This is a genomic window from Azospirillum oryzae, assembly GCF_900177515.1.
In the GTDB taxonomy this organism is placed as follows: Bacteria; Pseudomonadota; Alphaproteobacteria; order Azospirillales; family Azospirillaceae; genus Azospirillum; species Azospirillum oryzae_A.
Window position 1 is genome coordinate 382,314 of the sequence record NZ_FXAK01000002.1, and the last position, 13,577, is coordinate 395,890.

Here is a 13,577-nt window from a genome sequence, read left to right on the forward strand (position 1 = left end):
GTCTGCTTACCTTCCGACAGAATGGGATGGGTTCGGGTGGGATGGGGTGGAACAGGATGGAACAGTCCCGGCGTTGGTGTTCCATCGCGGAAAATGGGGGAGCAGGATAAGGCAGGAGCCGGCCCGACGGCTCACCCCAAAAGCGCGCATCAGCCCAGATGCAGCGGCACGGCATAGCCGCCGACGACGTTGACCCGCACCGGGATGTCGCCCGACCGTTCCAGCAGCGTGGCGAGGCGGGGGTCGGCCTGCCCGACGAAGTCGGCGATCTCGACCAGATGGACCGACGGGCCGCCGCCGCTCATCCCGGTGGCATGGCCGGCCGGGTGCCAGGTGCAGAAACCGACCGGCAGCAGGCCGCAGGCCTCCAGCAGATCCTTCAGCCGGCCGCGGCTGAGATCACCGCCGATCTCGATGCTGAGCAGGCTGCGATCGTCGCCGGTGGGCTCGTGCGGGACGGCGGCGATGGCCAGAGCGTCGCGATTCTCGCCGCGGGCATTGCCGCGCCCGCCGAAGGGCAGACGTGCCACCACCTGCGGCCGGCCGGCGTCGGCCGACACCAGGAAGCGCCACCAGGGATCCGAATCGTCTTCGGCCGGATAGGGCACCACCGCGACGGTTGCCGTTCCCTCCGACACGGCACGGAGCGCGGCGGCGGGGGTGTTGACGGCGGTCATCGGCACGAATCCGCCGAAATGGTCGCGGGCGACGTCCCAGAAGCCGCGGCGGTCCTCCGGCGCATAAACGGCGACGGCGAAGGGGCCCTGCATGCGGGTGAAGGCGGTGATCATCTCCCGCCAGATTCGCACCACGACCTGGGCGGGGAAGGAGCCGGCATGGCGGGCCATCAGGCGCCGCAGAATCGTCGCCTCCCGCGCCGGGCGCAGAATGATCGGCTGTGTGCCGGTTTCGGCCGCGCCATTGCCCTTTGCCGCCCCGATGCGTTCCACCACGGCGGCGCGGCGCATCAGCAGGTCATGGATCGCGTCGTCGATCTGGTCGATCTCGCGGCGCAAATCGTCGAGCGGGGTCCGGGCGGCGGCCATGGGTCAGAAAACCATCGAATGCAAAGCCGGTTAGTAGTAGTCCGCATGCGCCCTGAAATCAAAGAAAACATTGACACTCCGAAGGCGGGCTTCGTAGCTATACCCTCCCGTTCCGCCACAGCTCTCCGAGGGCTTCGGCCAAGGCGCCGCAAGGCTGGAAATCCCGAAGGCCAGAACCGCTTCCAAGGCACGAAACGACATGTCCGCGCCCCCCACCGCGCAGCAGCCCTCCCTGGTCACCCCCACGGTCGCCGACAGCCCGGAGATGCCGGGCAAGCGCGTGCGTCTGGCGGTGGACCGGCCGATGCGGCTGGACAGCGGCGTGGAGATCGGCGGCTTCCAGATCGCCTACCAGACCTACGGCACGCTGAACGCCGACAAATCGAATGCCATCCTGATCTGCCACGCCCTGACCGGCGACCATTTCGTGGTGGAGAAGCACCCGGTCACCGGCAAGCCCGGCTGGTGGGAGATGCTGGTCGGCCCCGGCAAGCCGGTGGACACCGACCGTTACTTCGTCATCTGCTCCAACGTGTTGGGCGGCTGCCTGGGCAGCACCGGGCCGAAGGACATCGACCCCGCCACCGGCCAGCCCTATGGCCTGTCCTTCCCCGTCGTCACCATCGGCGACATGGTGCGGGCGCAGAAGCTGCTGGTCGAGCATCTGGGCATCGAGAAGCTGTTCTGCGTCGTCGGCGGCTCCATGGGCGGCATGCAGGTGCTGCAATGGGCCGTGGCCTATCCCGAATCGGTGTTCGCCGCGGTTCCCATCGCCACCGCCGCCCGCCATTCGGCGCAGAACATCGCCTTCCACGAGGTCGGACGCCAGGCGATCATGGCCGATCCCAACTGGCGCGGCGGCAACTATCTGCTGGAAGGCACCAAGCCGGAGGCCGGTCTGGCGGTCGCCCGCATGGCCGCCCACATCACCTACCTGTCGGAAACCGCCCTGCACCGCAAGTTCGGCCGCAACCTTCAGGATCGCAAGGCGATCACCTACGGCTTCGACGCCGATTTCCAGGTGGAAAGCTATCTGCGCTACCAGGGGGCGGCCTTCGTCGAGCGGTTTGATGCCAACTCCTACCTCTACATCACGCGGGCGATGGATTATTTCGACCTCGCCGCCGATGCCGGGGGCACGCTGGCCAACGCCTTCCGGCCTGGGGGAAAGACGACGCCGGTGCGCTTCTGCCTCGCCAGCTTCTCCAGCGACTGGCTGTTCCCGACCTCGGAATCGCGGGCCATCGTGCATGCGCTGAACGCCGTCGCCGCCAATGTCAGCTTCGTGGAGATCGAGACCGACAAGGGCCACGACGCCTTCCTGCTGGACGAGCCGGAGTTCCATCAGGTCATCCACGGCTTCCTGGAGGGCTGCGCCGAGCATCGCGGCCTGTCCGCCCGCCGCCGCGCGCGCTGATTGGCATTGGGATTGGGACTGGACGACCGACCATGGTGGACATTCGCGACGACCTGAAGCTGATCGCCGAGATGGTGGAGCCGAACAGCCGCGTGCTGGACGTCGGCTGCGGCGACGGCGCCCTGCTTGACTATCTGTCCCATGCCAAGAATGTCGACGGGCGCGGCATCGAACTCAGCATGGACGGCGTGCGGCAATGCGTGGCGCACGGCCTGTCGGTGATCCAGGGCGATGCCGAGACCGACCTGAAGGACTATCCGGCCGGCGCCTTCGATTATGTGATCCTGGGCCAGACCCTGCAGGCGATGCGGCAACCGCGCGACGTGCTGCAGATGATGTGCCGCATCGGTCGCCGCGCCATCGTCTCGGTCCCCAATTTCGGTTATTGGCGGGTGCGGCTGCAGCTGATGCTGACCGGCCGCATGCCGGTGACGGAAAAGCTGGGCTATCAGTGGTGGGAGACACCCAACATCCATTTCTGCACGCTGCGCGACTTCGTCGTCCTGACGGAGGAGATGGGCATCACCATCGAGCAGACCCGCATCATCGACCGCGCCGGCCGGGTGACCAGCCACGCCCATTCCGGCCTCGCCAACCTGTTGGGCGAACAGGGTGTCTTCCTGCTGCGCGGCAACGGCGGCTGACGATTTTCCGGTGAGGGCGGGAACTTCCCACCTTCACGCCTGTTCTTGATGCGTTCCTTTTCATGAGGCACGGATCATGACCAGCAAGCACACCGACGACCGCCGGACCCATTCCGAGCACGAGAACCCGAAGACCGGCGAGGACCACTCCAACCGCGACAAGAACCCCGACGACTGGACCACCGGCGACGAGCCGATGACCGGTGCCCAGGCCTCCTACCTGAAGACGCTGAGCGAGGAAGCCGGCGAGTCCTTCGACGACGGGCTGAGCAAGGCGGAGGCGTCCAAGCGGATCGACGCGCTGCAGGACAAGACGGGACGCGGGAAGTAGGGGGGATGGGTGATCATTGCCCTCTCCCGCCCCGGGAGAGGGAGGGGACCCACAAAGTGGGGAGGGTGAGGGGTGCGGCAAGAATCCCGGACCGCATGGTTCCTTGGATAACCCCTCACCCTTCCCATGCTCCGCATGGGCCCCTTCCCTCTCCCGGGACGGGAGAGGGAGGCGTGGCAACCCAAGCGCATGTTCCGCTGTTAACCAGGGCGATACCGAATCCGAATGGAAGGGTCGCCCTAATGCTCCGCCCCCTGTTGCTCCTGCCGGCCGCGGCGCTGCTGCTGACCGGCACCGCCTTTGCCCAGACCACACCGGCGCCGGGCGCCACCGCCTCGCCGCCGCTGATGACCGCGCCGCGGCCGGATGACCAGCCGGCGACCGGGGCGATCACCTCCCCGCCCGGCGTCAGCGGCGAAGCGCCGTCGCATGAGGTGCAGAACCCCGCTCCGCCGGTAGGATCGGGACAGGCGTCGCCGCCGGTGGCGGCCCTGCCGCCGGCCGCGCTCAACCCCGATCAGGCGCGGGCGATGGTGGGGACGGAGCTGCGCACCAATGACGGCCAGCCGGCCGGCCGCATCCTCGACTTCACCATGGACCAGACCGGCGACCGGGTGGACCGAATCGTTGTGGCGCCGAACGAGGTGCTGGGGCTGGGCGAGAAGCTGGTGGCGCTTCCGGCCGGCATGCTGGGCAACGGTCCGACCGGGCCGGTGCTGAACATCGGACAGGCCGACTTCGCCAAGGCGCCGACCTTCGCCTATGGCGACGAACCGACGCTGACCCGGCCCGACAGCCAGCAGCCTGAAGAAGGCCAGCCGAACAGCCAGTAACCCCGTCAGGCGGCGGCCGGACGGCGGCGGAAGATGCCGGTCATGCAGGCGACGAGGCATAGCCCGGCGCCCAGCCACAGCACGACGACGCTGCCGTCCGCCTTGCCGATGGCGGTGAAGACCAGACCGACCGTGGCGGCGCCCAGCGTCTGGCCCAGCAGCCGGCCGGTCGCCTGGATGCCGCTGGCGCCGCCGCTGCGCTCCTTGGGCGCGCTGCTGACCAGCACCTTGTTGTTCGGGGTTTGGAAAAGGCCGAAGCCGAAGCCGGCCAGCGCCATCCGCCAGACCATATCCAGCGTCGACGGATCGGGCGGCAGCAGCGCCATCAGGGCAAGGCCGGTGGCGAACAGCGCCAGCCCGACCGCCGCCAGCCGCGTCGGCTCGTAGCGGTCGGCCAGCCGGCCGGAGATCGGGGCGACCAACGCCACCATCAGCGGCCAGGGTGTCATCAGGAGACCCGATTCGGCCAGCGACCGGTGCAGCACATCCTCGAAGAAGAAGGGCATGGCGACGAAGACGATGTTCTGCGACGCGAAGGAGCAGACCGACGTCACCACCGACAGGGCGAAGACCGGCCGGCGCAGCAGATCCACCGGCAGCAGCGGCGCCGCCTGCGCCAGTTCGCGCCGCACCAGAATCGTGCCGAGCGCCAGCGCCGCCGCCAGTTCCACCCCGACCAGCCAAGTGGGCTGGCTGCCGTCCACCCCCTTGAAGCCGACGATCAGCAGCCCGAGCATGGCGGCATTCAGCGCCGCGCTCAGCCAGTCGAAGCGGTGGCCGGCGGGGTTGGACACCGGCATCGCCCGCGCCGCCACCACCAGCGCCGCCAGCCCCAGCGGCACATTGACCGCGAACAGCCAGGGCCAGGAAGCCACCGACAGGATCAGCGCCGCGAGGCTCGGCCCCGCCGCCGACGACACCGCGACGATCATCGCGTTGTAGCCGACGCCGCGCCCGAGATGGGTGGAGGGGTAGATGTGGCGGACCAGCGCCAGATTGACGCTCATGATCCCGGCGCCGCCGATTCCCTGCAACACGCGGGCGGCGGTCAGGACCGGCAGGTTCGGCGACAGCGCGCAGGCCAGCGAGGCCACGGTGAAGACCGCCAGACCGAACCAGTAGACCTTGCGGTAGCCGATGATGTCGCCCAGCGAGGCCATCGGGAACAGCGAGACGGTGACCGCCAGCTGATAGGCGTTGACCACCCAGATCGCGCCGGCGGCATCGACCGCGAATTCGCGCTGGATCGTCGGCAGGGCGATGTTGGCGACCACCCCGTCCAGCACCGCCATGATCAGCGCGACGGTCATCGCCGCCATCGCCCAATAGCGCTGCGGGGTCGGCAGCCCGTCCGACACCGCGACGGGCGGCTTGCGGACGGCGGATGCTGCGGCGGGGAGAGGCTGGACGGGAAGATCTGGCATGGGGATCAGCATAGAGGCCGACCCACTCTGTGCGGTCGCAGCAATTTCGCATGAAAGCATTGCGAAAGCCGACCGCGCGAGTGGGTCTCTATCCGACCGGAACCCCTCCCCCGCCCTCCTGTTGGAAGGAAACGCGAGCCAACAGGAAGGAGCGCCACCATGACCAAGCACATTCCGCCCGTCCCGCCCGAGGGCCGCAGCGACAAGGGTCCCGGCGAGCCGGCGACCAGCGCGTCGCCCGACGACGGCACCACCAACCGCGGCGCCCCCAACACCAAGGAACAGGGCCAGCAGGGCAACACCCGGCAGAACACCACCCATCAGGGCTATCAGCAGGATCGGTGAGGCATGAGCAAGCACAGTGACGCGACCGACCGCCACCATGGCGGTCCCGGCAGCAGCCAGCAGAACGCCGACAAGCCGGCTCCGGCGCCGGAAAAGCACCCGCATCCGGGTGAACCCACCAACACCCGCCACTCCGGCACCTCCGGCGGCGGCGGCGAACGCGACATCCACCACACACACGACCCGAAGACGAAGCGGTAGGGGGTAAGTGCCCTCTCCCGGGCCGGGAGAGGGAGTTTCTCACGACGCCAAATCCTTCAAGATCGGACAGTCCGGCCGCTCGTCGCCGTGGCAGGCGTCGGCAAGCTCGTGAAGCGTGTCGCGCATCGCCTGCAACTCGGCGATCTTCGCCTCCAGTTCGTCGATGTGCTGCATGGCGATCCGCTTCACCTCCGAACTGCAGCGGGAGCGGTCCTGCCACAGCCCGACCAGCTTCTGGATCCGCTCGATCCCGAAGCCCAGAGTCCGCGCCCGCTTGACGAAGCGCAGCACGTTCACGTCGCGGTCGCTGTAGACGCGATAACCTGACGCCGTCCGCCCGGCCTCCGGGATCAGGCCGATGGATTCGTAATAGCGGATCAGCTTGGCGTTGACGCCCGACGCCTTGGCGGCGTCGCCGATGGTCATGCCGTCCTTCATCACAGATCCTCATTCTTCGGCGGCGTCCAGCCGCGCAGGGTCAGGGCGTTCACCACCACGCTGACCGAACTCAGCGCCATCGCCGCCCCCGCCAGCACCGGGCTGAGATTGCCCGACGCCGCCAGCGGGATGCCGACCACATTGTAGGCGAAGGCCCAGAACAGCCCCTGCCGGATCTTCGAATAGGTCCGGCGCGACACGTCGATGGAGCCGGCGACCAGCCTGGGATCGCCACGCATCAGGGTGACGCCGGCGCTGTGCATCGCCACGTCGGTGCCGGTCGCCATGGCGATGCCGACATCGGCGGCGGCCAGGGCGGGCGCGTCGTTGATGCCGTCGCCGACCATGCCGACCACCTTGCCCTCCCCCTTCAGCGTCGCGACGACGGCGGCCTTGTCGCCGGGCAGCACCTCGGCGAACACCCGCTCGATGCCCAGCGCGGCGGCGACGGAGCGGGCGGCACCCCAGCCATCGCCGGTCACCATCACCGGTTCCACCCCCTGCGCCTTCAGCGAGCCGACGGCGGTGATCGCGCTGTCCTTCACCGTATCGCCGAAGGCGACGAGGCCGAGCAGACGCGGGGTTTCTCCAAGTTCGATCAGCCATGACAGGGTGCGGCCGGTCGCCGCCAGCGCTTCGGCCGGTTCGGCCAGCGGACCCGGCTGCAAGCCGGTCTCCTCCACCGCGCGGGCGTTGCCGAGTTGCAGGCGACGCCCCGCCACCGTGCCGGAAACGCCGCGGCCGGCCAGGGCGCGGAAGTCGCTCACCGGCTCCGGCGCCATGCCGGCCGCCTTGGCGCGGTCGCGCAGCGCATGGGCCAGCGGATGCTCGCTGCCGGTCTGGAGGGACGCGGCGAGGCGCAGCAGGGTCTCGCCGTCGCTGCCCTCGGCCGGGATCAGGTCGGTGACGCGGGGCTTGCCCTCTGTCAGCGTGCCGGTCTTGTCGAAGGCGACGGCGGTCAGGGCATGGGCGCGTTCCAGCGCCTCGGCGTCCTTGATGAGGATGCCGTGACGGGCGGCAACGCCGGTGCCGACCATGATCGCGGTCGGCGTCGCCAGACCCAGCGCGCAGGGGCAGGCGATGACCAGCACCGAAACGGCGGTGACGATGGCCGCCTCCAGGTCGCCGCCGACGATCCACCAGCCGATCAGCGTCAGCGCCGCCACCGCCAGCACCGCCGGAACGAACACCGCGCTGACCCGGTCGACCAGCCGCTGGATCGGCGCCTTCGACGCCTGGGCACCCTCCACCATGCGGACGATCTGCGCCAGCATGGTCTCGGTCCCGACCGCCGTGGTTTCCACCACCAGCAGGCCGTCGCCGTTGATCGAGCCGCCGGTGACGCGGGCGCCCGGCTCCTTGTCCACCGGCAGGCTCTCGCCGGTCAGCATCGATTCGTCGACTCCGCCGCCGCCCTCGACCACCCGGCCGTCGACCGGCACCCGCTCGCCGGGGCGGACCACCACATGATCGCCGACATGGACGCGCTCCACCGGCACCTCGGTCTCCACCCCGTCGCGGCGCAGGCGGGCGGTGGCGGGGCGCAGGTCCATCAGCGCGCGGATCGCCGCCGCGGTCTGGCCCTTGGCCCGCGCCTCCAGCCATTTGCCGAACAGCACGAAGGTGATGAGGACGGAGGAGGCTTCGAAATACAGGTGCGGCTCGTGCCCGTCATGCGCCGTCAGCATCAGGTAGAGGCTGAGCCCCCAAGCCGCCGAGGTGCCGAGCGCCACCAGCAGATCCATGTTGCCGGCCCCCGCCCGCACCGCATTCCAGCCGGCGCGGTAGAAACGCGCGCCGAGCCAGAACTGCACGATGCTGGCAAGGATCAGCTGGACCCAGCCCGGCAGCATCCAGTTCGCCCCGAACAGGTCGCCGACCATGCCGGCCAGAAGCGGCAGCGACAGGGCCGCGGCGATCAGCACATGGTGCAACTCGCGGCGGCTGCGGCCGGCCCGCGCCTCCTCTTCCGCCTGTTCGCCGCCCTGGCCGATGGGGGCGGCGCCATAGCCGGCCTTCTCCACCGCCGCGACCAGATCGGCGGTGTCGACGCTGCCCGCATAGGCGACGACATGGGCGCGCTCGGTCGCCAGATTGACCGAGGCCTGCTCGACGCCCGGCAGCCGGCTCAGCGCCTTCTCCACCCGGCCGGAACAGGAGGCGCAGGTCATGCCGGTGACCGACAGGTCGAACTCCCGCTTTTCGGCCTGGAAGCCGGCGGCCTCGACCGCATCGGCTGCGGCCTTGACGTCCGGCGGGCCGGCGAAGGTCAGCCGCGCCCGCTCCGTCGCCAGATTGACCGAGACGGCGGTGACGCCCGGCACCCGGCCCAGCGCCTTCTCCACCCGGCGGACGCAGGAGGCGCAGGTCATGCCCGATACCCCAAGGTCGAGTTCGGCCAAGGGTCCGGCGGCCGTCGTTGGGCTGATGCTGTGCTGCGTCGTGGTCATGCCGGTTCTCCTTCGATTCCGCTCGGCATGGAGGGATATGGGGCTTCCAGCCATTGGAAGGTCAAGGGGCCGATCGACGCAGATTTGCCGTTCCATGAACAAAACACCGGATGGGGCGTTCGTGTCCTGACCCTCAGCCGCCAGCAGAAAGGCACCGCCCCCTTGACCCGCCTGACCATCGCCGAGGCGCAGAGCCGCGTTTCCCACCTGCTGACCCATGACGTGGTCGAGGATCTGCGTGCCGTGGAGTATGAGACACCGCCGCTGGCCGACGCCCCGTCCGCCACGCCGCTGGCCGAGCTGCGGCGGGCGGAGGTCGGCTTCAGCCACGCCCCCGGCGCTCCCGACTGCATCTATCGCATCGGCGCTTTCGGCGATTCGCTGCTGATGCGGCTTCAACTGAATGTCTGGCGGTTCGTCGCCATCTATCAGGTGCCGGTGAAGGACCCCATCGACAGCAACACCATTGCCCCGCATTTCGAACGCTGGGCCATCGGCGCCGGCCATGCCGGCTGGACCATCGGCTGGCGCGACGGCGTCGATCCCTGGAACCATGACCTGCGGGTGGTGGAAACCTATTGCTACGCCATGCTGCCGGAGAGCTTCCTGGACGAGCCGCTGACCCAACTCTATTGGCGCACCGACCTGTTGCAGATGACCCGCGCCTTCATGCTGGAAGCGCGGCGGATGGGCATCCGGCTGTCGGCGCCCGACACGGTGTAGCGGAGGTTTCGCTTGGCGCGACGGGCACCGCCGTGCTCAATCGGTGGGCAGACGATTTCCCCCAAAGCCCGCCCAAGAGCCCGACCATGCCGCCGCTTCCCATCCCGATGCCGACCGACCTCTCCGACCTGCTGACGGTGATGGATTTCATCGGCGTGTTCGTCTTCGGGCTCAGCGGCGGCACGCTGGCGGTGCGCAAGCGGCTGGACCTGTTCGGTGTGATGGTGCTGTCGCTGGCGGCGGCGCTGGCGGGCGGCGTGGTGCGCGATGTGCTGATCGGCGCGCTGCCGCCGGCCAGCCTGCATGACGACCGCTATCTGATGGTGGCGCTGGCCGCCGGGGTGGCCGCCTTCCTGTTCCACCGCCCGATCAACCGGCTGGGCAAGCCGGTGATGGTGCTGGACGCCGCCGGGCTGGCGCTGTTCACCGTCGCCGGCTGCGGCAAGGCGCTGTCCTACGGCCTCGGCCCGCTGCCGGCCGCCCTGCTGGGCGTGATGACCGCCTGCGGCGGCGGGGCGGTCCGCGACCTGCTGGTGGCCGAGGTGCCGCGGGTGCTGCGCGAGGAGATCTACGCCATGGCCTCGCTGCTGGGCGCCGCGGTGGTGATCGCCGGCCAGCGGATGGATCTGCCGCCGGTGCCGGTCGCGGTGGTCGGCGCGCTCGCCGTGTTCGTACTGCGCGTGGTCAGCGTGCGGCGGAACTGGAGCGCGCCGAGGGCGCCGGGGAGTTAAAGAACCTTCACATCAAGCCCGCTTGCCCCAGCCCGGCATCGGGAAGACCGGCTCCGCTTCGGCCGAGACCTTCGGCAGGACCACAGTCGGGCGCAGCTTGTGGTTCTGGATGCAGGCGGAGATCAGGTTGGTGTTCTGGCCCTTCTCGTCGAAGGTGATCGCCGGGCCGACCATCAGCTTGTCCGACAGGTTGGTCTGGCGCAGCGCCGCCAGCATCGCCGAGGCTTCCGCCGTGCCGGCGCGCTTGAAGGCGTCGGCGGCGATCAGGATCGCCTCGAAGGTGAAGGCGACGTTGAAGGCGTAGCCCTCGAAGCGGTCGTTCGGGAACTGCTTCTTGAAGGCCGCCTCGACCCGCTTGGTCATCGCCGCCTTGGGGTCGTACCAGGGCAGGTTGGTGATGGCATAGTCGGCGTACTTGCCCAGCACCTTGTAGAACTGCTCGTCATACAGGCCGGGCGAACCGGGGGAGACGATGCCCTTCGGCTCCCACCGCTGCTTGACCATCTCGCGCACCATCATGATGGCGTCGTTGGCACGGGTGGTGACGATGGCAAGCTCGGCGCCGGTGGCCTTGGCCTTCGCCACCTCGACCGCCAGATCCTGTGCCCGCGGGTCGTAGGAGATCGATTCGACGATCTGGAACGGCATGTCCAGCTTGGGGAACAGCGCGTCGACGGCGGCCTTGTTCGCCATGCCGAATGTGTCGTTGGCGTGCAGGAAGACGGCGGTCTTCGGCGTGGTGCCGGTGGCGGCGAACAGGTCCTTCATCAGCGACATCCCGTTCGACACCAGCATGGTGGAGGTCGGGAAGTTGCGGAAGACGGTCTTGTAGCCCTGTTCCGTCAGCTTGTCGGCGGCGGCGATGTTCATCACCAGCGGCACGCCGCGCTGTTCGCAGACCTGGGCGGCGGCGGCGGTCTGGCCGCTGTCGAAGGCGCCGACGATGACATGGGCGCCGTCGTTGATCAGCTTTTCCGTGCGCGAGCGGGCGACGTCGGCGTTCGATTCGGTGTCGGCCGACATCACCTCGACCTTGTAGCCGAGGTCGGACAGCACCGCCGGCGCGATGTCGGCGCCGCGCTGGCAGGCCTGACCCGCCTGGGCCAGCAGGCCGGAGCGCGGCAGCAGCACGCCGACCTTCAGCGTGGTGTCCTGCGCGAAAACCGGGGCGCGGCCGAAGCCGGCCAGCACGCCGCCGGCAATGGCGGCCTGCCCCAGCGTGCGGCGGGTAAGGGCGAGTCCTCCGGTGGAGCGGTTCTTATGATCGTTGGTCATGGTGCTGCGGATGCCTTTTGGCTGGTCGCAAAGCGGATCGGTTCGACCGAAGAGTCCACCGCCGGCCCCCTCCGTGTCAAAGTGGAATCGCCGAACTTCTTCAATACGCAACGGAATGACCCCCATGCCCAACGGCGGCCGGACTGTTACCCTCGACGAGGCGCTCGCCATCGCGCTCGACCACCTGAAGTCCGGGCGCCTCGACGAGGGGGAGGAGCTTTATTCCCGCATCCTCGACGCCGACCCCGGCAATGCCGAGGCGCTGCACCGCATGGGCTTCATCGCCGGCCGCCGCGGCGACATGGACCGGGCGCTGGAGCTGCTGACCCGCTCGGTGGAGCGGGCGCCCGATGCCGACGCGCTGTTCAACCTGGGAACCCTGCACCATCGCGCCCTGCGGACTGAGGAGGCCATCGTCGCCTACCGCCGCGCCCTGGCGCTGCGCCCCGATTTCCCCGATGCCGAGTATCACCTGAGCGAGGCCCTGCAGGGCGCCGGCCGCCTGGACGAGGCGCTGGCGGTGCTGGACGCCCTGCTGGGCCGCCACCCCCATTATCCGGCCGGCTGGCGCCAGCATGGCGACATCGAGGCGGATTTGGGCCGTCCCGGCGCGGCGGTGCATTTCTATGAGATGGCGCTGGCGCTGAATCCCGCCGACGACCTGTCGCGGGAAAGGCTGGCGGCGCAGGAGGAGGCCTTCCGCACCCGCAGCGCGGCGATGGCGGCGCGGCTGCCCGACGGACGGCATGACCTGCGCGACACCACCTTCCTGATCCCCTTCCGCGCCGACAGCGACGACCGCAGGCGCAACCTGCGCTGGATCGTAGGTTTCCTGCTGAAGCATGTCGATGCCACGATCCTGATCGGCGAGGACAAGGACGGGGCGAGCGACGTGGCCGACGCGCTCGGCCCCGATCTGGCCGCCCGCTGCCGCCACCTGCATCTGCGCGGCAACGACACGCCCTTCACCCACAAGGCCCACCTCATCAACCGCATGGCCGAGGCGGCGGAGACGCCCATCGTCGCCCTGCACGACACCGACATCGTGGTGGACCCGGTGCAGTATGTGCTGGCCCGCGACGCCGTGCGGCGGGGCGGCGGGCTGGCCTTCCCCTACAACGGCCTGTTCTTCTGGATCATGGGGCGGGAGGTCCTGCGCTTCGGGCACACCCTGTCGGCGGCGCCGCTGAACGCCGTCTGCCCGCGCTTTCCGCTGATGCACCGCAATTCCCCCGGCGGCGGCGCCTTCTTCGACAGGGAACGGCTGCTCGCCAACGGCGGTTACAACGAAGCCTTCCTGTCCTGGGGCTTCGAGGACGACGAGATCGTCGAGCGCTTCCGCCGGCTGGGTCTCGGCGTCGAGCGGGTGCCGGGACCGCTCTACCATCTGGAGCATGCCCGGCCGGCGAACTCATCGGAGCAGAACCCCTTCTTCGAGGCCAACCGGGCGGAGCTGGAGCGGGTGCGCAACGCGGACGGAGACACGTTGCGCGCCGACATCGCCGCCGGGCGGCTGCGCCGGCCGCTGCTGTCGTCGCGCGACCTCACATCACCGGTCGGCTGAAAGCTGCGCAAATGCGGTGCAACGCCGGGAACCCCTTGAAGGGGAAACGGCCCGGACACAGGTGAAGGGACGGGATGTGACGAATTCGAGACCGATCTCGTGTTGAGCTTGGCACGCAAACTGTGGACGGAGGCCGTTTCGGGTGCTCCCTCCGT

General features: G+C 69.2%; 14 protein-coding genes. 9 read left to right on the forward strand and 5 right to left on the reverse strand.

The features are described 5' to 3' along the window. Positions 1-149 precede the first annotated feature (149 nt). Positions 150-1,046, reverse strand: a complete 897-nt coding sequence (locus B9N97_RS04790; RefSeq protein WP_085083883.1) for a chorismate mutase — start codon at positions 1,044-1,046, stop codon at positions 150-152. A gap of 199 nt (positions 1,047-1,245) precedes the next feature. Here B9N97_RS04790 and metX point away from each other — a divergent pair, with 199 nt between their 5' ends. The 4 genes from metX to B9N97_RS04810 all read left to right on the forward strand — a co-directional run bounded on the left by metX (position 1,246) and on the right by B9N97_RS04810 (position 4,271). Next, positions 1,246-2,463 (forward strand): homoserine O-acetyltransferase MetX, encoded by a 1,218-nt coding sequence (gene metX, locus B9N97_RS04795; RefSeq protein ID WP_085083885.1) that lies wholly within the window; start codon positions 1,246-1,248, stop codon positions 2,461-2,463. A 32-nt stretch (positions 2,464-2,495) separates the two neighbouring features. Further along, positions 2,496-3,107, forward strand: a complete 612-nt coding sequence (gene metW / locus B9N97_RS04800) for a methionine biosynthesis protein MetW (RefSeq protein ID WP_085083887.1) — start codon at positions 2,496-2,498, stop codon at positions 3,105-3,107. Positions 3,108-3,183: 76 nt separating this feature from the next. Beyond that, positions 3,184-3,438 (forward strand): DUF3072 domain-containing protein, encoded by a 255-nt coding sequence (locus B9N97_RS04805; RefSeq protein ID WP_085083889.1) that lies wholly within the window; start codon positions 3,184-3,186, stop codon positions 3,436-3,438. 242 nt (positions 3,439-3,680) lie between these two features. Further along, positions 3,681-4,271: a PRC-barrel domain-containing protein gene (locus B9N97_RS04810; protein WP_085083891.1), complete on the forward strand. Its 591-nt coding sequence runs from the start codon at positions 3,681-3,683 to the stop codon at positions 4,269-4,271. A 5-nt stretch (positions 4,272-4,276) separates the two neighbouring features. Here the strand turns inward: B9N97_RS04810 and B9N97_RS04815 are convergent, their stop codons facing one another. After that, on the reverse strand, positions 4,277-5,695 hold the full coding sequence (locus B9N97_RS04815; protein WP_143266356.1) for an MFS transporter: 1,419 nt from the start codon (positions 5,693-5,695) through the stop codon (positions 4,277-4,279). A 159-nt stretch (positions 5,696-5,854) separates the two neighbouring features. Here B9N97_RS04815 and B9N97_RS04820 point away from each other — a divergent pair, with 159 nt between their 5' ends. Next, positions 5,855-6,040, forward strand: a complete 186-nt coding sequence (locus tag B9N97_RS04820; protein ID WP_085083895.1) for a hypothetical protein — start codon at positions 5,855-5,857, stop codon at positions 6,038-6,040. 3 nt (positions 6,041-6,043) lie between these two features. Further along, on the forward strand, positions 6,044-6,241 hold the full coding sequence (locus tag B9N97_RS04825) for a hypothetical protein (RefSeq protein WP_085083897.1): 198 nt from the start codon (positions 6,044-6,046) through the stop codon (positions 6,239-6,241). Between the two features lie 39 nt (positions 6,242-6,280). Here B9N97_RS04825 and cueR read toward each other — a convergent pair whose 3' ends face one another. Next, positions 6,281-6,679, reverse strand: coding sequence for a Cu(I)-responsive transcriptional regulator (gene cueR, locus B9N97_RS04830; protein ID WP_432264182.1), 399 nt, complete (start codon positions 6,677-6,679; stop codon positions 6,281-6,283). Further along, positions 6,679-9,129 carry a heavy metal translocating P-type ATPase gene (locus tag B9N97_RS04835; RefSeq protein ID WP_085083899.1) on the reverse strand — a complete coding sequence of 817 codons (2,451 nt, stop codon included), beginning with the start codon at positions 9,127-9,129 and terminating at the stop codon, positions 6,679-6,681. Before B9N97_RS04835 ends, cueR begins: the two co-directional genes overlap by 1 nt. 162 nt (positions 9,130-9,291) lie before the next feature. On the opposite strand from B9N97_RS04835, the gene B9N97_RS04840 reads away from it, so the two are divergent. Next, positions 9,292-9,852 (forward strand): hypothetical protein, encoded by a 561-nt coding sequence (locus tag B9N97_RS04840; RefSeq protein ID WP_085084686.1) that lies wholly within the window; start codon positions 9,292-9,294, stop codon positions 9,850-9,852. An 86-nt stretch (positions 9,853-9,938) separates the two neighbouring features. Then, complete coding sequence (locus B9N97_RS04845) at positions 9,939-10,583, forward strand: trimeric intracellular cation channel family protein (protein WP_085083901.1); 645 nt, start codon at positions 9,939-9,941, stop codon at positions 10,581-10,583. A gap of 12 nt (positions 10,584-10,595) precedes the next feature. Here B9N97_RS04845 and B9N97_RS04850 read toward each other — a convergent pair whose 3' ends face one another. Further along, positions 10,596-11,858, reverse strand: a complete 1,263-nt coding sequence (locus B9N97_RS04850; RefSeq protein WP_085083903.1) for an ABC transporter substrate-binding protein — start codon at positions 11,856-11,858, stop codon at positions 10,596-10,598. Positions 11,859-11,982: 124 nt separating this feature from the next. On the opposite strand from B9N97_RS04850, the gene B9N97_RS04855 reads away from it, so the two are divergent. After that, positions 11,983-13,422: a tetratricopeptide repeat protein gene (locus B9N97_RS04855; RefSeq protein WP_085083905.1), complete on the forward strand. Its 1,440-nt coding sequence runs from the start codon at positions 11,983-11,985 to the stop codon at positions 13,420-13,422. Positions 13,423-13,577 lie beyond the last annotated feature (155 nt).